Raw genomic sequence first — 16,345 nt, 5'->3', positions numbered from 1 at the left:
CCAGCATGGCCAACCTCTCCCGCCGCCTTGTTGCCGAGGCCCTCGGCACGGCTCTGCTGGTCGCCACCGTGGTCGGTTCCGGCATCATGGCTGACAGGCTGAGCAGCGATGTCGCCGTCTCCCTGCTCGGCAACACCTTGCCGACCGGGGCGATCCTGGTCGTGCTCATCACCATATTCGGGCCGATATCCGGAGCGCACTTCAACCCGGCGGTGACGCTGGTATTCGCGCTTCGACGCGAGATCGAAACGAACGCAGCGCTGGCTTATGTCGCCGCCCAGATTGCCGGCGGCATTGCTGGAACGTTGCTCGCGCATGCGATGTTCGAACTGCCGATCCTGCAAGTGTCGGCGACGGTGCGGACCGGAAGCGGGCAATGGATTGCGGAGCTGGTTGCCGCCTTCGGGCTGGTCTTCACCATCCTCGCCGGCTTGCGTTTCCGTCCGGATTCGATCTCCTGGCTGGTCGGGCTCTATATCACCGCCGCCTACTGGTTCACCGCATCGACATCCTTCGCCAATCCGGCCGTCGCCATCGCCCGAGCGTTCTCCAACACTTTTGCCGGCATCCGCCCCGCCGATCTGCCGGGCTTCATCGGCGCCGAACTTTTGGGCGCGTTGCTCGCCATGGCATTGGCAGGGTGGCTGCTCGCCCAACCGAAACCAGTCGGACAGATGAAAGCTGCGCAATGACCATCACCATCTACCACAACCCCGATTGCGGCACCTCGCGCAACACGCTGGCCATGATCAGGCAGTCCGGCGAGGAGCCTGAAGTGATCGAATATCTGAAAAACCCGCCGTCGCGCGAAAAACTCGTCGAACTGATCGCAGCGATGGGCATGACGCCGCGCCAATTGCTGCGCGAAAAGGGCACGCCCTATGCCGAACTTGGCCTGGGCGACCGCAAGTGGAGCGACGACCAGACCTCGATTTCATGCTAGCGCATCCGATCCTGATCAACCGGCCGATCGTGGTGACGCCGCTCGGCACCGTGCTTGCTCGACCCTCCGAAGCCGTGCTCGATATCCTGCCCAATCCGGATATCGGCCCGTTCACCAAGGAGGACGGCGAGGTCGTGATCGACGTCAGCGGCAAGCGCGTCGCCTAGAGACCAGCTTATTTCGATCTTTGTCGAAATTCTCTTGACGTGCAGCGATTCTGGAAATAGCTTATTTCCATGAAACTCGAAAAAGCAGCCTCGCAACTTGAAGCCCTCGGCAGCCCGACGCGGTTGCAGCTCTATCGGACGCTGGTGCGGGCGGGCGATGAGGGGCTGCCGGTCGGGCGCATCCAGGACAGATTGGGCATCGCTGCCTCGACGCTGTCGCATCACCTCAAGCGGCTGGTCGACACCGGCCTGGTGACACAGGAGCGCCAGGCGACCACGCTGATCTGCCGGGCCAACTATCCCGCCATGAACGGGCTCATCGGATACCTCGCAGACGAATGCTGCGCCGACGCCACCTGTGCGCCGGCATCGGCGGAAGCGGCCGCCAAAACGGCGGCGTGATTTTTTTGGCATTATAATTCGAAATTACCGGAAGGATGGAAGACATGGAGATGGTCGAAAAACTCCCCGTTGCGGTGATCGGCGCCGGGCCGGTCGGTCTGGCGGCAGCCGTCCACCTCATCGCGCAGGGCATTCCTGTCAAAGTCTACGAAGCCGGCAATGCGGTTGCATCCAATCTCAGGGATTGGGGCCATGTCCGTGTGTTCACGCCCTGGCGCTATTGCGTCGATCAGGCGGCCAGAAACCTGCTCGAGGCGCATGGCTGGCGGATGCCTGAGCCCGAGGCATTCCCGACCGCGGACGACCTCGTCGCGGATTATCTCGAGCCGCTTGCAGGGCTTCCGCAATTGTCGCCGTCGATCGAAGCCGGCGCCCGGGTCGTCCGCATCTCGCGCTGGGGCGCCGACAAGGTGCTGAGCAAGGGACGCGAGAACCGGCCGTTCATGCTGGCGGTCGAGACTGCCGATGGTACAAGACGCGACAGCGCCCGTGCCGTCATCGATGCTTCGGGAACCTGGCAAATGCCGAACCCGCTCGGCGCCGGCGGAATTCCTGCAGAAGGCGAAGCCGAGTTTGCCGACCGCATCGCCTACGGCATTCCCGATATCCTTGGCCGCGATCGCAGCCTTTATGCCGGCAAGACGACGCTGGTTGCCGGCTCCGGCCATTCGGCCGCCAATGCGTTGCTGGATCTCGCCAGCCTGGCAAATGTGGACGCCGGCACGGCTTTCATCTGGACAACGCGTGGCACCGACCTGGTGCGCATCTATGGCGGCGGCGATGCCGACCAATTGCCGGCACGCGGCGAACTCGGCGCCGAAGTGCGCGAACTCGCCGAGAGCGGCGGCGTCAGGCTGGTGACGGGCTTTGCAGCCGTTTCGATCCGCGATGCCGACGGCCGGATGGTCGTCGAAGGCCACACCAGGGACGGCTTGCAGGCCCTTGGCCCGGTCGACCGCATCATTGCGGCGACCGGACAACGCCCGGATCTCTCGCTGACCCGCGAGCTTCGGCTCGAGCTCGATCCGTGGCTGGAAAGCGTCAAGGCATTGGGACCGTTGATCGATCCCAACGAGCACTCCTGCGGCGACGTGCCACCGCACGGCCATCGCGAGCTCAGCCATCCCGAGCAAGGGTTCTATACAGTCGGCATCAAGAGCTATGGCCGCGCACCGACCTTCCTGCTGCTGACCGGATATGAGCAGGTCCGCTCGGTCGCGGCGGCGATCGCCGGCGACATGATTGCGGCCGACAATGTCCAGCTTGTGCTGCCCGAGACCGGGGTCTGCACCGTGCCGAGGATCGGCATTGCCGACAAGGGTTGCTGCGGCGGTCCGGCGCCGGCAGCGGTGGATGCCTGCTGTGTCGCCGACGCCGAGGCGAAGGCGGTCGGCAAAGGCGGCTGTGGCTGCAGCGTCGCGGCATGAGCCTTTCGCCGCCTTCGCCGGCCATCTTGCGCAGCCGCGGCGCAATCATCACGGCGCTTGGCCTGACGCAGATCATGGCGTGGGGGTCATCCTACTATCTTCCCGCGGTCATCGCGCCGGCGGTCTCCTCCGATACCGGCTGGCCGCTGGCATGGGTTGTCGGCGGCCTGTCTCTCGGCTTGCTCGTGGCGGGATTGATCTCTCCGCGAGTCGGGTCGTCGATCGAGCGGCATGGCGGCCGCAATGTCCTGGCGTTCAGCGCCGGATGCATCGGGGTCGGCCAGATCGGGCTGGCCGTTGCCCCCAACCTTGCGGCCTATATCGCTGCCTGGCTGGTCATCGGCCTGGGCATGGGGGCGGGGCTCTACGATGCCGCTTTCGCAACGCTTGGCCGCCGCTACGGCCATGGCGCGCGCTCCGCCATCACCGCGCTGACGCTGTTCGGCGGTTTTGCCAGCACGATCTGCTGGCCGATCTCGGCCTTGCTGCTACAGGAGGTCGGCTGGCGCGGCACCTGCCTGGCATACGCGGCTGTTCAGTTGGTGATTGCGCTTCCGCTCTATCTGGTGATCCTGCCCCGCGAGGCGCCGAAACCGCCAGTCAGGCCAGGATTGCCAGTCGGGCCAGGATTGAACCAGGCGCCGCCGGCCTGCGAAGGCAATCCCGATCCGTCGATCATGATCGTTTTGGCCGCCACACTTACGCTCGCGGCGGTGATCTCCTCGACGCTGTCGGTGCACCTGCTCACCATCCTGCAAGGCAGCGGCATGGCGCTGGCCGCGGCCGTCGGGCTCGGCGCGCTGGTCGGCCCGTCCCAGGTGGCGGCGCGCGCGATCGAGATGACCATCGCGCGCTACCACCATCCGATCCTGACCAAGTTTGCCTCGGTTACCTTCGTCGCGATCGGCGTTTCGGCGCTCTGGGCCGGCATGCCAGTCATCCCGTTGGCGCTCGGCTTCTACGGCGCGGGCATCGGCCTCGAATCCATCGCGCGGGGGACGTTGCCGCTCGCGCTGTTCGGCTCGAACGGCTACGCGAAGCTGATGGGCCGCCTCGCCATGCCGAGCCTGATCGCCCAGGCAGCGGCACCCTCGGTCGGCGCCTTGCTGCTGGAGCGCTTCGGTCCGCATGGCACGTTGGCCGCGCTTTCCGGTCTGGCGCTGGCCAACGTCATCCTCGCATGCGGCCTGGGGTGGCGGATGCTCCGCTGGCGGCAATCGCAGGTTCAAACTCGGTAGGATTTCGACCTGCGTTCAGCGCCGTCAACTGGAGAGCGGGAGATCGTCCAAGGGATCGACAAGGAAGGACGCGGCAATCAGATCGTCCGCGTCGAGGCGCAGTGAACCTTTGGCGCCGCCCATAATGGCGGCAACCTTTTGAAACGTCTTGATCTCGTGCTCGGTAATCTGGGCACTTTGCATTCTGGATTTGAGGTCAGCAACGCGCAGCCCCAAACTGTGGGACATTCCGATTTTACGGTTCGACATGGTAAGATGCTCCTCCCCGGCCCATGTTTGTTTTGCCACCCGCCCTTATTCGCATTTCCTCCGCCTGCCTAAATATGAGGCATCGCGAATACAGCGCCCGAACGCCCGATGCAAGGGAAGGTTCCGGCGCGCAGAGGTCACGAAATAATAACAAGAAGGAAGCACGGCCGATGGTCCGGCCGGAGATAGGACTTAGGTACGACGCCCCGCCAGACAGAGGGCTCCGGTGGCTTATCGGCTGGCGAGGACCATGCGGTTGCCTTCGCTGTCGCGAAACTCCGCCACCGTGCGCCCCGGCTGCCACGTCGCCTCATGCGGTTCGGTGACGATCTCGACGCCGCCCGCCTTCAACGCCGCGATCATTGCTCCGACATTTTCGTCGACCAGCACCAATACGGGCTCCGCGCCGGGGGCGTCATCGGCGCGCCTGATGAAATGCAGGTTCGTCACGGCATGCGGAAATGCCAGCTCGATCCAGCGCCAGCCGCCATCGCCCATCTTCTGGTCGGCCAGCACCTGACAGGCGAGATGCCTGGTGTAGAACGCCTTGGCGCGGTCCTGGTCGAATACCGGAAGCTCGGCAAACTGGATATGCATGATCGTCTCTCCTGCTTGATGGCTGCCGCGCAGCCGCCCACGCGGGAAAGACGATGCGGGCGACCGAAAAGATTCTTCGGCAAGGAGAATCTTTTCAGCGCAGCCGGTCGTCCTTCGTTCATACCAACCAATCAGGAGACGACGATGGACTACGCGCTCATTCGATACGGTGTGAACCAAGCCGACCTGGCAGATAACCGCGCGCTGGTCGAAAAAGTGTTCGAAGCGCTGGGCGAGGCGGCACCGCCGACGGTGCGCTATCTGGTGCTCGAGCTGGACGACGGCTCGTTCGTCCACATCGTTGGCCAGGACCGCGATTCCTCGGCGCTGACCGGGCTTGCCACCTTCAAGGCATTTACGGAAAACCACGCGCAGCGCCGTTCGACCCCGGCAATGAGATCGCCTGTCAAAGTTATCGGCAACTACCGTATGCTGGCGGATCAGAAGGCGGGATAGCGCCTGCCATGCCGCCCGCGCAGAAATGGGATGCTACGCCGAAAATGAACAGGGCGACTTTGGAGGCGATGCTCGTCGGGTTGCGGCCAAGGCTGCATCGCTACTGCGCGCGCATGGCCGGCTCGGTGATCGACGGCGAGGACATCGTCCAGGAGGTGCTGATCAAGGCGCTACAGGCGATCGACGGCGGCGCCATGGTCGAACGGCCGGAGCAATGGCTGTTTCGCATTGCCCACAATGCCGCGCAGGATCACCTGCGGCGGCGCAATCGGGAAAGGTCGCGCATGACCGAGGCCGACATGAGCGTGATCGAAGATCCCTCCGGCAGCGCCGACAGCCGGCTCGCCGCCCAGACCGGCCTGCGCTCCTTCATGCGGCTTTCGGTGTCGCAGCGCAGCGCCGTGATCCTGGTCGACGTGCTCGGCCTCAGCCTGCATGAGACCTGCGAAGTGACCGGCGCGACGCTCGCCGCCACCAAGGCCGCGCTGCATCGCGGGCGGGCGCAGCTCAAGCTGCTGGCGCTGCAGCCCGAGCAGGCGCTCGCGCCGAGGCTCGACGCCGACGACGAGCGCCGGCTGCGGCGCTATGTCGACCTGTTCAACGCGCGCGACTTCGACGCGGTCAGGGCACTGATAGCCGAGGACGTCCGGCTCGATGTCGTCAACCGCGTCCGTCTGCGCGGCAAGGCCGAGGCGTCGACCTATTTCGGCAATTACGACCGTATCAGCGACTGGACATTGTCGCTCGGCTTCGTCGACGGCAGGCCGGCAATCCTCATCCGCAACCCGCAAGCGGCCGACGGCGCCGTGCGCGGCTTCATGCTGGTCGAATGGGCGGGCGATGAGGTCATCCAGATCCGCGACTTCCGCTATGCACCGTGGTGCCTGGTCGATGCGGAGATTGAAACGGTCGAAGGGTGAAAAACCCGGCCCATTTACAACTCCTTTTCGGCTAGTTCGCGAAAGGCGTCGGGAACCGACCGCTGTAGTCCGAGCGCGACCGAGGCATAGCCGACCGCCTCCCAGCCGAAGCGGTCGCGGATCTTGTCGATGGCGCGATCCGCGGTCCAGCGCGCCGCGCCCTTCCGGGTACCGGGGCGGCGGCGGTCATCGTCGAGCCCGAGCGGCAGTTCCAGTTGCAGGCCGGCATGCTGCTCCAGATGCGATACGGCGATCGCCAGCAGCGAGATTGTCTTTTCGTGCGGATGGTCGATGAGCACCTTGCGCACCAGCGCCTCGGCGATCTCGGCCAGCATGGCGGTTGCCGAAATCGGTTGGTCGAGCGTGATCGAGCGCGTCACCGAACGCAAATCGGCAAAGCGGACGCGAACCGTCACCGTGCGGCCGGGCCGGGATTTCGCCCGCAACCTGGTGGCGACCCTGTCGGCCAGATGCAGCAAAGCGGGCACGAAGACGTCCTCTTCGGCCGGTTTTCGGCCAAGCGCCGATTGCGCGCCGGCCGATCGCGCGCGGCGCTGCGTCTCGAGCTTGCGCGGATCGCGGTTCCACGCCAGCGCGTTGAGTTTCTCTCCCGCCGCCGGCCCGAGCAGGCGCTCCAGCGCCCCACCATTGGTTCTCGCCAGCTCGCCGATGGTGTTGACGCCGATGCCGGCCAGCCGCTCCCTGGTGACCGGGCCGACACCCCACATCAACTCGACCGGCAGGTGATGCAGGAACTCCAGCTCGTGGCGCGGATCGACCACCACCAGCCCGTCGGGCTTTGCGACCTGTGAGGCGATCTTGGCCAGGTGCTTGGTGCGGGCTACGCCGACCGAGATCGGCAGGCCGAGCTCGGCCCGCACGCGGCGGCGGATCTTGCCGGCGATCTCGGCCGGCGAGCCGAACAAATGGGTGCAGCCGGCGACGTCGGCAAAGGCCTCGTCGATCGAAATCCGCTCGACCACCGGCGTGAAATCGCCGAGCACCTTGATCGCCGCATCGCCCAGCCGCTGATAGTCCTTGAAATGGCCGCCGACGAAAATGAGTTGCGGGCAGAGTTCCCGCGCCCGCCGTCCCGGCATGCCGCCGCGCACGCCGAACGCCTTGGCTTCATAGGATGCGGCGAGCACTACCCCGCCGCCGACGGCAATCGGCTTGCCGCGCAAGGCCGGGTCGAGCAATTGTTCGACCGAGGCATAGAAGGCATCCAGATCCGCGTGGAGGATGTTGGCTTCCATCCGGCCCCGTCGCCCGCGGCGGCTCGAACGCCGCATTGTCTCGAGTTGCGATAGGAACATAAAGAGAACATTGTGGGTGGATTGTCAAGCAGCGCGGAGGCTGCCGCCGATGACGGGCGGACGGCAATGTTCAGCCGCGCAGCCGATCGCGGGCCTGCATCAGCGCGAATCCCAACAGGTTCTCGCCGCGCCACAGCAGCGGGTTCACCGCCCTCTCGTCATCCGCCGCAAGACCGATGCCCCACACCCGGTCGACAGGGCTCGCCTCGACCAGCACCCGGTCATGCGTCGACAGCAGATATTCGCGCAGCGCCGCGTTCTGGCGGAACTTCTGAAAGCTCCCTTCGGTGACGATGCGATATTTGTCGGCATCCCATTTGGTGCCATCGAAGCCGCTCACCTGGCGGCCAAGTTGCTTTGCCTGCTTGGGGCTGGCCGCCCTGAGGATTTGCGTTGCCGTCTGAGCGTCACCGAACAGGCGAGCCTTCTCGGCCATCATCCAGTGTTCGGCAGTCGGATAGCTCAGGCCATCGACGATAAAGGGCGCATGCCACCACTGACTGAAGCACGACGTGGTTATGCGGCCGTCCTTGGACGGCTGGTGGCCCCAAAAGAACAGAAACTTCTGATTGGGTTTTGCGCGAAAGGCTTTTTCAAGCCAAGGTCCGGTCGTAAATCATGGGGCGGATGGAGAAGGGCGAAGGGGCGGCTTGTCAATGCTCCATTCAGAGTGGGGTAGCGAGGATGAGCGGTCGGTGCTGAATGCGATGAAATGCTGATCTACAGGGCCATCTTGTAGCCGAGATGACTGGCGGTGAAACCGAAGCGCTCGTAAAAAGCGTGCGCCTCGAGTCGACCTTTGTCCGTGGTGAGTTGGACGAAGCTGCAATTGCGCGAACGGCACGTTTCAATCGCCCATTCGATCATCAGCTTGCCGACGCCGCGAGAGCGCCATTGCCGGGCGACGCGAACGCCTTCGATCTGGCCGCGCCAGGCGCCTTTCCTCGAAATGCCTGGAAGGAAGCTGAGCTGCAGCGTTCCGACCACTTGCCCGGCGTCGACGGCCACGGCCAGCAACTGGTTGGGATCGGTATCGATTGCGCTGAAGGCGTCGAGATAGGAGGAGGCTAGCGGCGTGGAGGCGTCTTCCCGGTCTGCGCCGAGCACATCGTCGGCAAGCATTGCAACGATCGCCAGCAGGTCAGGCGCCTGGGCACGACGGAATTCGATCTCGCTCATCGCCTGGACATACGGCGCGGATTTGGCGGTCGCAATATCCGTTTTGACCCGCAAGGGAGGCCCGCGCCTTCAGGCGGTCTCAAACGCCCAGAGGCGCTGGCCGTAGCGGCGGAAGAAGCGGGCGAAGAGGCGTTGTTGCCTGGCGCGGGCGAGGTCGGCGGCGCGCCTTTCCTGCCGCCAGCGCGGCATGTTGTGGAACATCGAAAGGAAGCAGGCGGCGTCCTCGAGTGCCTCCTCGGCTGACTGCGCCGGGCGGATCGCCGCCAGGAACAGAGCGCGGCTCGGCTTCATCTGGTCAATCGCCGCCTTGCGCTGGCGATGACCCTGGCGTGCCTTGCGGATGCCGTCCTGGCGGATGGCCGCGAAAGCCGCAAGCATGGCCGGACTGTCGCCGCTATAGCCGCAGGCATGGGCGAACTGGGCTGGGTCCATCGTCGTTCCCTTGCTGCCGGCCGGCCGCGGTTCTGTGGCTCGCGCCGATTCCAGTCCGCAGCAAGATATAAGCATAACTCAAATAATTGAACAAGTGAAACTTTCACGTTGATGTAAGCGGAACCGACTCGACTCCGCTCCAAAAACCGATAATGATGTGAACAAAGCAGGAACAACGATGGGGATGGCCATGGCATTGGCGGGCAAGGAAGCGACGATCGCCGATGTTGTGTCGATTGCCGTCGAGTGCATCGACTGCGGCCGCAACAGGTGGTGGAAGCCGGCCGAGCTGAAGCGGCATGGCGTGATGCCCGAGACACCGCTGGCCGCACTTTCGGGGCGCCTGATCTGCAAGGCCTGCCGGGCGGACGGCCTGCCGGGCGCCGCCGTTTCGATCCAGGCCGCCTTCATCGACGACCGGCAGCGGGCCCGCGCCGAGGCGCTCCTGCTCAATGGTCGAGAGCTGGAGCAGTCGAGGCGGGCTTGAGGGGAGGGCGTGCTGCTCTTCCCTTCTCCCCTTGTGGGAGAAGGTGGCCGAGCGAAGCTCGGTCGGATGAGGGGTGTCGCTACTATGAAGACGTAAGGCTCTAAAAATCGTTCCGTATTTTTGACGCCGAGTTTCTTCGAGCACCCCTCATCCGGCTCGGCGCTGTGCGCCGATCCACCTTCTCCCACAAGGGGAGAAGGGAAAGCCCCTCAATACCCCAGCAATTCCTTGAGCGGGATGACGCGGAAGACGTTCTTGATGGCGTAGCGGTTGAAGGTCAGCGTCTTCGGCGGGTTGTACTGTTCGACGATCAGCTCAGCGGCGGTGCGCTTGACCAGCTTCTTGATGAAAGCCTTGCCATTTTGCTCGTTCTCCTCGGGCAGCGTCTCGATCACCACATGGTCGCCGGGCAGCGCTTCGCGGCCGCCGCAATAGATCATCTCGCCGGGCTCGTAGCGCGGCACCATGGAATCGCTCAGCACGTGCAGCGCAAATACATTGCGCAGATGCCGGATCCCCGGCGGCCGCTGGACATAGCCGGCCGGCTGGCCGTTGAAGGTGAAGTCGCCATCGTCGCCGCCGACGGCTGTGCCGAGAAGCTGGATGTCCATCGGCCCGGCGGGCAGGGGGCCGGGATCGGTGACGATCTCGGCATCGGCGACCGGTCCGGCGTCGTCGAGGAAAACGACCTCGCCCTTGCCGAGCGCCACCGGGTCGACGCGCAGGAAAGCGGCGGTCTTCAAAAGGTTCTCGGTCTTGGGCAGGTTGCGCCCGGTCTCCCAGTTACCGACGGCAGCGACGTCGGTGTCGTTGTGCTCGGCAATGTGACGCATCACCAGGCCGCGCTGCTTGCGCGCCCGGCGGATCGCCGCTCCGACCTTGATCGACAGTGCAGTTTTCGCCATGGCTCCATCTGAGGCATAAGATTCGGTTTCGTCTATGCAAGAGTCGCTTGCATTTTGATTTGAGTTATGCTCTTATGTGGGCATGCACAAGTCGCTTCACCAGCTTTCGGTCATCGAATCCGCCGTTCAGCGCGCCGGCAGCGCTCGCCTGGGGGCGGTACCGCAAACGATCGCCAAGGCCGTGCATGTGCCAACCCTTTCCCCTTCGTCGCGGCTGTCCTCCTCCCCGGCCGGGACGATGCCCGAGGCTCGCGCCTCGGATCCGGCAGCGCAAGCGGCCGGAACGGCCGGAGCCGTTCCCCTCACGGCTCCGGCCACGAATTACCTGCCGGCCGGCAATCCGGATGCTGCGGTTTCCTGCATCCGTACCGAAGACGGCACGGTCATCGCGTTCGACAAGCGGACGGGCAAGGCAGTGTCCGGCGCAACAAGGCAGGCGGCCGAGATGAAGCTCGATCGTAGCAGACCACGCGAAGGCTGACCGGCTTTCGCGCCTGAGGCCGGCGAAGCCGGCGCTGCACACAACCACCTTTGTAGGGAATGAAACATCATGGCCGCCCGCTATTCCGCCTCGGAATTGGAACAAATCGAGAACTGGCTGATGAGCGGACTGTCGGCCGCGAAGATCGCCACCAGGCTCGGTGCGCGGCGTGGTAGCCCGGTCTCACGCGCGGCCATCATCGGCATCGTCCATCGCACCGCCCGTTTGCGCACCATCGGCCTTGCCAGATCCAAGGGCCGGTGTGGCGGACGGTCGGGCGGCCGGCTCGGAAATTCGGCGCCTGAGCCATCAAATGCCGCAGGCCAAGCGGAAGCGGCTCCGAAGGCCGAGCCACGCTGCCGCCCGACAAGGCTGTCGGCCAGGCTGGCGCCGCCGGCCTGGCAGCCGGGTCCGGCTCGGATCACCGGGACCGATGGCGCGCCGCTCGAAATGCCGGCGCCGCGCCCGATCGCCGCCGGCGGCCGCCAGCCGCATTTCGCCGCCATGCGCCTCATCGATTGCCTGTTCGAGCGCTGCCGCGCGCCGCTCGACACGACGTTACAGGAGGATGCGGAAAACGACGCCCCCGGCAGCCGCCCCGGTTTGGACATGCTGTGCTGCGGACTGCGCACGAAGCCATCGAAAAGCTACTGCGCCTATCACGCGGCGCGCTTCCTGCGCACGCTGCCGGCCGAAGTGATTTGAGCCTGCTGGATGACGGAAGTTCGCCAGAGCCCGACGACGGAAAACCAGGAGGACCGAACCGATGAGCACCAAAACCGTCCAGAAGATCAAAACCAGGCTGCCGCGATTGCCGAAGGGCGAGGCCGAGCAGGTGCGCATCCGCAAGGAGATCGGCCATGATTTCGCGCTGAAGGACGACCGGTTCGGCCGCAAGCGGCTGGCCAAGGGGACGCAGGAGGGCGCGCGCCTCTATGAGGTCTCCAATGACGGCCACACCGCGACCGGCGGCATCGTGCGGGTGCGCAATGTCGACCCGCTGAGCGGCCTCACCTCGCTGTCGCGCCAGCAGCGCGAGGCGGGGATGCGCTACCGCCAGGATTTTCGCGACTCGTCGGAGGCAACCGCCAAGCCGATGGCCTGGGCCGAGCGCGTCGACGGCGGCCGCACCGGCAGCGGCGTCGCCGAACACATCCTGTCCGCCGGCCGCGACCATGCCGAGGCCACCAGGGCGCTTGTCCATTGGGAGATCGCCGGCATCGTGCAAAAGGTCTGCTGTGCCGACACAACGGTGAAGAGCCTGGCCGAACAGGCCGGCGAGCCGCGCGACGTGGTGGTGAAACTACTCAAGATCGGGCTCGACATATTGGCCGTGCATTACGGCATGATGCTGATGCGCAAGCCGAGATGAGGAGCCCGCCGATCCGGCCGGCACTACCGGCCGGATCGATCCGTCAACGACGGCAGACACGGATTCTTTCGATAATCCGGTGGTGATGACGCCAGTGCCTGATGACTTCTGTGTGGCAGCGCCGGTGGTATCGGTACCGGTAGCGCGGCGCGTAGTCCTCGTTATAGACATCATAGCGGTAACGGGGGACGTACTCATCGTCGTAATCGGAATACCGATGGTGGCGATAGTAATAGTCGTCGTCATAGCCGCTGCCGATGCCGATCGTGACACTGCCGCCGGCATTCGCCGGGCCGATCACGGAAGCCGCCGAGGCGATGGCGATCACCGAGGCAAGCAGGAGCTTCTTCATAGCTACCTCCTTCTTTAACGTCCCTCTAATAGAAAAACCCGCGAGGCGCAGCCTCGTTCCATAGATTGGCAAGATGTAACGAACGGACGAGCCCGAAGTTTAGCGCCTGCCGGCGCGAAAATGCCGCTGCTGCGGCGGGGTCGGATCGCCGACGCAGCGTGACCGCTCCTCTCATCAAACAGCGGCAATCGCGCGTCAGTCCCGTCTTTTGCCAACGTCTGCCTACAGAACGTGGCCCAGTTCCAGCAAAACGAAGGCGGTCGCACCCAGCACAGCGAGGGCATAGGCCGCATAAAGAACAAGCAGCATCACCTCAAAGTCCCGGACGAAGCTTGCGGCAATCCTGGTCTCCTTGGGCTCCGCTGTCTCGATGCGGTCGGTTTCCAGCTGCTCCGTTGCCACGACGAGGCAGACGATCCTGTCGTTGTCGGCCGCCTGTAATATCCGTTCGGTCAAATCGACGGCAATCACCGGGTCCTCGGCCAACTGGTCCCGCGGTAGCCGGCTTTCAGTGACGGTCTGGATTTCACGCTTTCTCACGCACGCATAATTGCGTCGACTAAATTAGGTTCCACTAAAATACATAGATTGCCTCGGACCCGATCGCCATGGGTGAGGCGTGAGCCCAGCTGGGCGTGGAACCCCCGCCCGAGGGCCGCATTTGTCGGCTGTCGAGGCGAATCTCGATCCGCATCCTCCGATCAAAGGGCGCGGGCTTCTTCATTGGCTGCTACGATGCGCCAGTGGGTAGATCGCAATGCTAAAGCTGCCAAACCTTCATATCGCGAACGCAGCGCCGACGTCTTCGGTGCTGACCGGTTATGACGAAGATCGCATGCTTACTTATATCCGGCTGCTCGACGCTTCGGCGGAAGGAACCGATTGGCGCGAGGTCGCCCGCATCGTCCTGCATATGGATCCGGAACGGGAGCCGGAGAGGGCTTTCCGGGCGTGGGCGACACATCTGGCGCGTGCACGATGGATGACCAGGAAGCGGAACGAACTGCGCCAATTGCATGATGAGTGGTGGGGGTGAGCACCATCCAAGCGGAACTGCCGTCCCGGTCTGGCCGTTGAGGGAGGAGGCCAACATGGAAAAGCGACCAATGACTTCTTGGCGAGCCAATACTTTCGAGCTGTGCTGCCTTCTTGCAGTTCCGCTGTCGCTTATCCTTACGGTTTTCCTGGCGGGTCTCATCCTCAGCTGACGCCCGCATGGTTGTTTGCTGGGGCTGGTGGGTCGGATCCGACAAGATTCGGAACCGTTACTTTACAGCCGCCGCCATCACATCCGAAAACAGCGCCCGTTCCACTGCCGGTTCCAGCGTTTCGGCGAAGGGCGTCGCCAGGTGGTGGCGGTCGCGGAAGGCTAGTTTGCCGTCGATGAAGACATGGCAGGTGGTCTGGTCGCAAAAGCGGTCGGTCATGTCGATGTAAGCAGCGTTCGGTGTCGAGCGCACGATGTCGCGCTCGACGGTGGCGATGTCGTCGTTTGCCGCCAGGATCCTCGGCGTGTCGCATGTCGCGGGCGTCTGGCCCCGCCACAGCGCCCGCGCCACGCATTTGTCGGCGTAGCTTGCATTGTAGGGAACGTCCCTGATGACCGCGACCTTGATGCCCGCCTGGCTGAAGGCTTGAAGCGTCCAGGTGAGGCCCGTCCGCCATTGCGCTTGCCAATTGGCGTGCTTCAACTCCTCGGGCGATTCCTTCATCACATTGCCGATCGAGAATTCCGAGATGACCACCAGTTGGGGATGCAGCGCGATGATGTCCTTGACCGACTGCTCGCGCCATTGATCGCATTCGGTGTAGTCGCGCTTCAGCCGCCAGTTCCAGGTCGTCACCCGCGAAGCCCGGCAGGAAGATTTGAGAAAGGTGACGACGCGAAAGTTGTTCTTCTCGGCCGCCTTGATCAGCGGCGTCGACCAATGGTCGGCATGCGAGTCGCCGAACAGCACGACCGAGCGCTGGGCATCCTTGCGGCCGAACATGCAGGGTTTTGGCTTGACGGTTTCGAAATCGAGCACGCAGCCGCCATTGGTCGCGCGCACGGTGGAGAGTTGGGCGGCACTGTCGGCGATGACGTGCTGTTCGGGGCTGAGATTGTGCTCGGCAAAGCGCGCATTGCCATAGGCTGCGACCACGCCGGCGCCGGTCAGCGCGACGGCGGGCACCAGCGCCCGCGCTGCTCCGGCCATCAGCCAGCCGTTGCGGCGGATCGGGTTCTCGATGAAATGATAGGTGAACATCGATAGAACCAGCGTCAGTGCCGCGCAGGCAAAGCGGCCGAGGATGGACAGGCTGGGAACCACCATCGCCGCATAGACAATGACCGGCCAGTGCCAGAGATAGAGCGAATAGGACAGCCGGCCCAACCATTGCATGGGGGCCAGCGCCAGCACGGCGCTCGGCAGATTGCGGCCGCCGCTGCCGCTGAGCAGCAGCAGCACTGTGCCGGCGACAGGCGCCAGCGCATTCACCCCGGGAAACGGCGAATCTTCGTCCAGCATCAGATAGGCCCAGGCGATCAGTGCCAGACCGAGGCATGCCTGGAGAGTGGCCAGTAATGGCCGGTCGCGCCAGATCTTTGCCGGTGCCATGGTCGCCAGGCCGCCGGCGGCGAATTCCCAGGCCCTGAGCGGCGAGAAATAGAAGGCCCAGGGCTGCGACACTTCCGTCAGCCAGGCGCAGGCGGCGAAGGAGGCCGCGCCGGCGACGCCGATGACGACGATAGCAGTGCGCTTGCCGGGGCGTAGCCATGCGGCGGCAAGCAGCAGCGCCGGCCATGCCAGATAGAACTGTTCCTCGACCGACAGCGACCAGAAGTGGATGAACGGGTTGTTGGTGGCGTCGGCGGCGAAATAGTCGAACGACCAGCGGATCAGCCAGAGGTTGATCATGTAGGCGGAGGCGAACATGGCGCCTTTCGAATAGAGCGCCTGTTCCTCCGGCGACAGGATGAAGTAACCCGCGAACAGCGTGGCAAGGATGACGAACAGTGCCGCCGGCAACAGGCGCCGGGCGCGCCGGGCATAGAAACGCCAGAGGTTCAGCCGCCCGGTTTCGGTGATTTCTGTAACCAGGTGCCGGGTGATCAGATAGCCGGAGATGACGAAGAAGATGTCGACGCCGGCAAAGCCACCGGGCAGGCCGGAGAGACCAAAATGGAAGGCGATGACACCCGCCACCGCCAGCGCGCGCAGCCCTTCGATGTCAGGCCGAAATGATGCCGACACAATCACCTCATACAAGGAATGCCCACCTCGCAGAGGCTCGACCCGCTGCGCCGATATTGCAATGCAACAAATCTAACGCAGTGCAACATAGGGGGAGGGCGCAGCTCCTCCAGCTCCTCGCGCGGGGGCGATTCACTCACATGAGCGATTCAGTCATGAGGGCGATTGATATGGAAGCGAAGGGTG

At 64.2% G+C, this 16,345-nt stretch carries 21 protein-coding genes and 1 pseudogene; 12 read left to right on the top strand and 10 right to left on the bottom strand.

Going from position 1 to position 16,345, the window contains the following annotated elements:
* Positions 1 to 5: 5 nt before the first annotated feature.
* From NKG60_RS03580 to NKG60_RS03560, 5 genes and pseudogenes are all read left to right on the top strand, one after another.
* Positions 6 to 692, top strand: coding sequence for an aquaporin (locus NKG60_RS03580; protein WP_352661531.1), 687 nt, complete (start codon positions 6 to 8; stop codon positions 690 to 692).
* Positions 689 to 1,110, top strand: a pseudogene (arsC, locus tag NKG60_RS03575) (arsenate reductase (glutaredoxin)). Before NKG60_RS03580 ends, arsC begins: the two are co-directional and overlap by 4 nt.
* A 69-nt stretch (positions 1,111 to 1,179) precedes the next feature.
* Positions 1,180 to 1,512: an ArsR/SmtB family transcription factor gene (locus tag NKG60_RS03570; RefSeq protein ID WP_352490030.1), complete on the top strand. Its 333-nt coding sequence runs from the start codon at positions 1,180 to 1,182 to the stop codon at positions 1,510 to 1,512.
* A 50-nt stretch (positions 1,513 to 1,562) separates the two neighbouring features.
* Positions 1,563 to 2,939, top strand: a complete 1,377-nt coding sequence (locus tag NKG60_RS03565; protein WP_502903355.1) for an NAD(P)/FAD-dependent oxidoreductase — start codon at positions 1,563 to 1,565, stop codon at positions 2,937 to 2,939.
* Positions 2,936 to 4,177, top strand: coding sequence for an MFS transporter (locus NKG60_RS03560; RefSeq protein WP_352661527.1), 1,242 nt, complete (start codon positions 2,936 to 2,938; stop codon positions 4,175 to 4,177). Before NKG60_RS03565 ends, NKG60_RS03560 begins: the two co-directional genes overlap by 4 nt.
* A gap of 24 nt (positions 4,178 to 4,201) precedes the next feature.
* Here NKG60_RS03560 and NKG60_RS03555 read toward each other — a convergent pair whose 3' ends face one another.
* Positions 4,202 to 4,426, bottom strand: coding sequence for a hypothetical protein (locus NKG60_RS03555; protein ID WP_352490035.1), 225 nt, complete (start codon positions 4,424 to 4,426; stop codon positions 4,202 to 4,204).
* Positions 4,427 to 4,657: 231 nt separating this feature from the next.
* A complete protein-coding gene (locus NKG60_RS03550; RefSeq protein ID WP_352661524.1) occupies positions 4,658 to 5,023 on the bottom strand; it encodes a VOC family protein in 366 nt (121 codons plus the stop codon).
* Between the two features lie 144 nt (positions 5,024 to 5,167).
* On the opposite strand from NKG60_RS03550, the gene NKG60_RS03545 reads away from it, so the two are divergent.
* Both NKG60_RS03545 and NKG60_RS03540 read left to right on the top strand, forming a co-directional pair.
* Positions 5,168 to 5,479 (top strand): hypothetical protein, encoded by a 312-nt coding sequence (locus NKG60_RS03545; protein WP_352661522.1) that lies wholly within the window; start codon positions 5,168 to 5,170, stop codon positions 5,477 to 5,479.
* Positions 5,480 to 5,523: 44 nt separating this feature from the next.
* Complete coding sequence (locus NKG60_RS03540) at positions 5,524 to 6,399, top strand: sigma-70 family RNA polymerase sigma factor (protein WP_352661520.1); 876 nt, start codon at positions 5,524 to 5,526, stop codon at positions 6,397 to 6,399.
* 14 nt (positions 6,400 to 6,413) lie between these two features.
* Here the strand turns inward: NKG60_RS03540 and dinB are convergent, their stop codons facing one another.
* The 4 genes from dinB to NKG60_RS03520 all read right to left on the bottom strand — a co-directional run bounded on the left by dinB (position 6,414) and on the right by NKG60_RS03520 (position 9,326).
* Positions 6,414 to 7,655, bottom strand: a complete 1,242-nt coding sequence (gene dinB / locus NKG60_RS03535; RefSeq protein WP_352661518.1) for a DNA polymerase IV — start codon at positions 7,653 to 7,655, stop codon at positions 6,414 to 6,416.
* 130 nt (positions 7,656 to 7,785) lie between these two features.
* Positions 7,786 to 8,274 carry a riboflavin biosynthesis intermediates N-glycosidase gene (ybiA, locus tag NKG60_RS03530; RefSeq protein WP_352662359.1) on the bottom strand — a complete coding sequence of 163 codons (489 nt, stop codon included), beginning with the start codon at positions 8,272 to 8,274 and terminating at the stop codon, positions 7,786 to 7,788.
* Positions 8,275 to 8,435: 161 nt separating this feature from the next.
* Positions 8,436 to 8,894, bottom strand: a complete 459-nt coding sequence (locus NKG60_RS03525; protein ID WP_352662356.1) for a GNAT family N-acetyltransferase — start codon at positions 8,892 to 8,894, stop codon at positions 8,436 to 8,438.
* Between the two features lie 69 nt (positions 8,895 to 8,963).
* Positions 8,964 to 9,326: a hypothetical protein gene (locus NKG60_RS03520; RefSeq protein WP_352661515.1), complete on the bottom strand. Its 363-nt coding sequence runs from the start codon at positions 9,324 to 9,326 to the stop codon at positions 8,964 to 8,966.
* A 178-nt stretch (positions 9,327 to 9,504) separates the two neighbouring features.
* Here NKG60_RS03520 and NKG60_RS03515 point away from each other — a divergent pair, with 178 nt between their 5' ends.
* A complete protein-coding gene (locus NKG60_RS03515) occupies positions 9,505 to 9,813 on the top strand; it encodes a hypothetical protein (protein WP_352974097.1) in 309 nt (102 codons plus the stop codon).
* A 209-nt stretch (positions 9,814 to 10,022) separates the two neighbouring features.
* Here the strand turns inward: NKG60_RS03515 and NKG60_RS03510 are convergent, their stop codons facing one another.
* Entirely contained in the window at positions 10,023 to 10,718 is a 696-nt protein-coding gene (locus NKG60_RS03510) for an XRE family transcriptional regulator (RefSeq protein ID WP_352661510.1), read from the bottom strand.
* A gap of 82 nt (positions 10,719 to 10,800) precedes the next feature.
* Here NKG60_RS03510 and NKG60_RS03505 point away from each other — a divergent pair, with 82 nt between their 5' ends.
* The 3 genes from NKG60_RS03505 to NKG60_RS03495 all read left to right on the top strand — a co-directional run bounded on the left by NKG60_RS03505 (position 10,801) and on the right by NKG60_RS03495 (position 12,571).
* Entirely contained in the window at positions 10,801 to 11,199 is a 399-nt protein-coding gene (locus NKG60_RS03505; protein WP_352661507.1) for a hypothetical protein, read from the top strand.
* A 69-nt stretch (positions 11,200 to 11,268) separates the two neighbouring features.
* The gene (locus NKG60_RS03500; RefSeq protein ID WP_352661504.1) at positions 11,269 to 11,904 is read left to right on the top strand and encodes a GcrA cell cycle regulator; all 636 of its coding nucleotides are present in this window, start codon (positions 11,269 to 11,271) and stop codon (positions 11,902 to 11,904) included.
* A 61-nt stretch (positions 11,905 to 11,965) separates the two neighbouring features.
* Positions 11,966 to 12,571, top strand: a complete 606-nt coding sequence (locus NKG60_RS03495; RefSeq protein WP_352661502.1) for a DUF6456 domain-containing protein — start codon at positions 11,966 to 11,968, stop codon at positions 12,569 to 12,571.
* Between the two features lie 43 nt (positions 12,572 to 12,614).
* Here NKG60_RS03495 and NKG60_RS03490 read toward each other — a convergent pair whose 3' ends face one another.
* Positions 12,615 to 12,923, bottom strand: coding sequence for a hypothetical protein (locus NKG60_RS03490; protein WP_352661499.1), 309 nt, complete (start codon positions 12,921 to 12,923; stop codon positions 12,615 to 12,617).
* A 222-nt stretch (positions 12,924 to 13,145) separates the two neighbouring features.
* The gene (locus tag NKG60_RS03485; protein WP_352661496.1) at positions 13,146 to 13,463 is read right to left on the bottom strand and encodes a hypothetical protein; all 318 of its coding nucleotides are present in this window, start codon (positions 13,461 to 13,463) and stop codon (positions 13,146 to 13,148) included.
* A gap of 217 nt (positions 13,464 to 13,680) precedes the next feature.
* On the opposite strand from NKG60_RS03485, the gene NKG60_RS03480 reads away from it, so the two are divergent.
* Positions 13,681 to 13,959: a DUF2285 domain-containing protein gene (locus NKG60_RS03480; protein WP_352490061.1), complete on the top strand. Its 279-nt coding sequence runs from the start codon at positions 13,681 to 13,683 to the stop codon at positions 13,957 to 13,959.
* A gap of 229 nt (positions 13,960 to 14,188) precedes the next feature.
* Here the strand turns inward: NKG60_RS03480 and NKG60_RS03475 are convergent, their stop codons facing one another.
* Entirely contained in the window at positions 14,189 to 16,159 is a 1,971-nt protein-coding gene (locus tag NKG60_RS03475; RefSeq protein ID WP_352974092.1) for an acyltransferase family protein, read from the bottom strand.
* Positions 16,160 to 16,345: the final 186 nt, after the last annotated feature.

Origin of the sequence: Mesorhizobium sp. M1428, from assembly GCF_040317515.1 — a bacterium.
Taxonomy (GTDB): domain Bacteria; phylum Pseudomonadota; class Alphaproteobacteria; order Rhizobiales; family Rhizobiaceae; genus Mesorhizobium.
This window is presented reverse-complemented; position numbering and strand designations above follow the sequence as displayed.

Coding starts and splice junctions, on each gene's coding strand:
- dinB (WP_352661518.1), bottom strand. CDS start 7,655: ATGGAAGCCAACATCCTCCACGCGGATCTGGATGCCTTCTATGCCTCG.
- NKG60_RS03520 (WP_352661515.1), bottom strand. CDS start 9,326: ATGGACCCAGCCCAGTTCGCCCATGCCTGCGGCTATAGCGGCGACAGT.
- NKG60_RS03560 (WP_352661527.1), top strand. CDS start 2,936: ATGAGCCTTTCGCCGCCTTCGCCGGCCATCTTGCGCAGCCGCGGCGCA.
- NKG60_RS03515 (WP_352974097.1), top strand. CDS start 9,505: ATGGGGATGGCCATGGCATTGGCGGGCAAGGAAGCGACGATCGCCGAT.
- NKG60_RS03565 (WP_502903355.1), top strand. CDS start 1,563: ATGGTCGAAAAACTCCCCGTTGCGGTGATCGGCGCCGGGCCGGTCGGT.
- NKG60_RS03490 (WP_352661499.1), bottom strand. CDS start 12,923: ATGAAGAAGCTCCTGCTTGCCTCGGTGATCGCCATCGCCTCGGCGGCT.
- NKG60_RS03550 (WP_352661524.1), bottom strand. CDS start 5,023: ATGCATATCCAGTTTGCCGAGCTTCCGGTATTCGACCAGGACCGCGCC.
- NKG60_RS03555 (WP_352490035.1), bottom strand. CDS start 4,426: ATGTCGAACCGTAAAATCGGAATGTCCCACAGTTTGGGGCTGCGCGTT.
- NKG60_RS03505 (WP_352661507.1), top strand. CDS start 10,801: ATGCACAAGTCGCTTCACCAGCTTTCGGTCATCGAATCCGCCGTTCAG.
- NKG60_RS03495 (WP_352661502.1), top strand. CDS start 11,966: ATGAGCACCAAAACCGTCCAGAAGATCAAAACCAGGCTGCCGCGATTG.
- NKG60_RS03500 (WP_352661504.1), top strand. CDS start 11,269: ATGGCCGCCCGCTATTCCGCCTCGGAATTGGAACAAATCGAGAACTGG.
- NKG60_RS03580 (WP_352661531.1), top strand. CDS start 6: ATGGCCAACCTCTCCCGCCGCCTTGTTGCCGAGGCCCTCGGCACGGCT.
- NKG60_RS03545 (WP_352661522.1), top strand. CDS start 5,168: ATGGACTACGCGCTCATTCGATACGGTGTGAACCAAGCCGACCTGGCA.
- NKG60_RS03480 (WP_352490061.1), top strand. CDS start 13,681: ATGCTAAAGCTGCCAAACCTTCATATCGCGAACGCAGCGCCGACGTCT.
- NKG60_RS03510 (WP_352661510.1), bottom strand. CDS start 10,718: ATGGCGAAAACTGCACTGTCGATCAAGGTCGGAGCGGCGATCCGCCGG.
- NKG60_RS03540 (WP_352661520.1), top strand. CDS start 5,524: ATGAACAGGGCGACTTTGGAGGCGATGCTCGTCGGGTTGCGGCCAAGG.
- NKG60_RS03570 (WP_352490030.1), top strand. CDS start 1,180: ATGAAACTCGAAAAAGCAGCCTCGCAACTTGAAGCCCTCGGCAGCCCG.
- NKG60_RS03525 (WP_352662356.1), bottom strand. CDS start 8,894: ATGAGCGAGATCGAATTCCGTCGTGCCCAGGCGCCTGACCTGCTGGCG.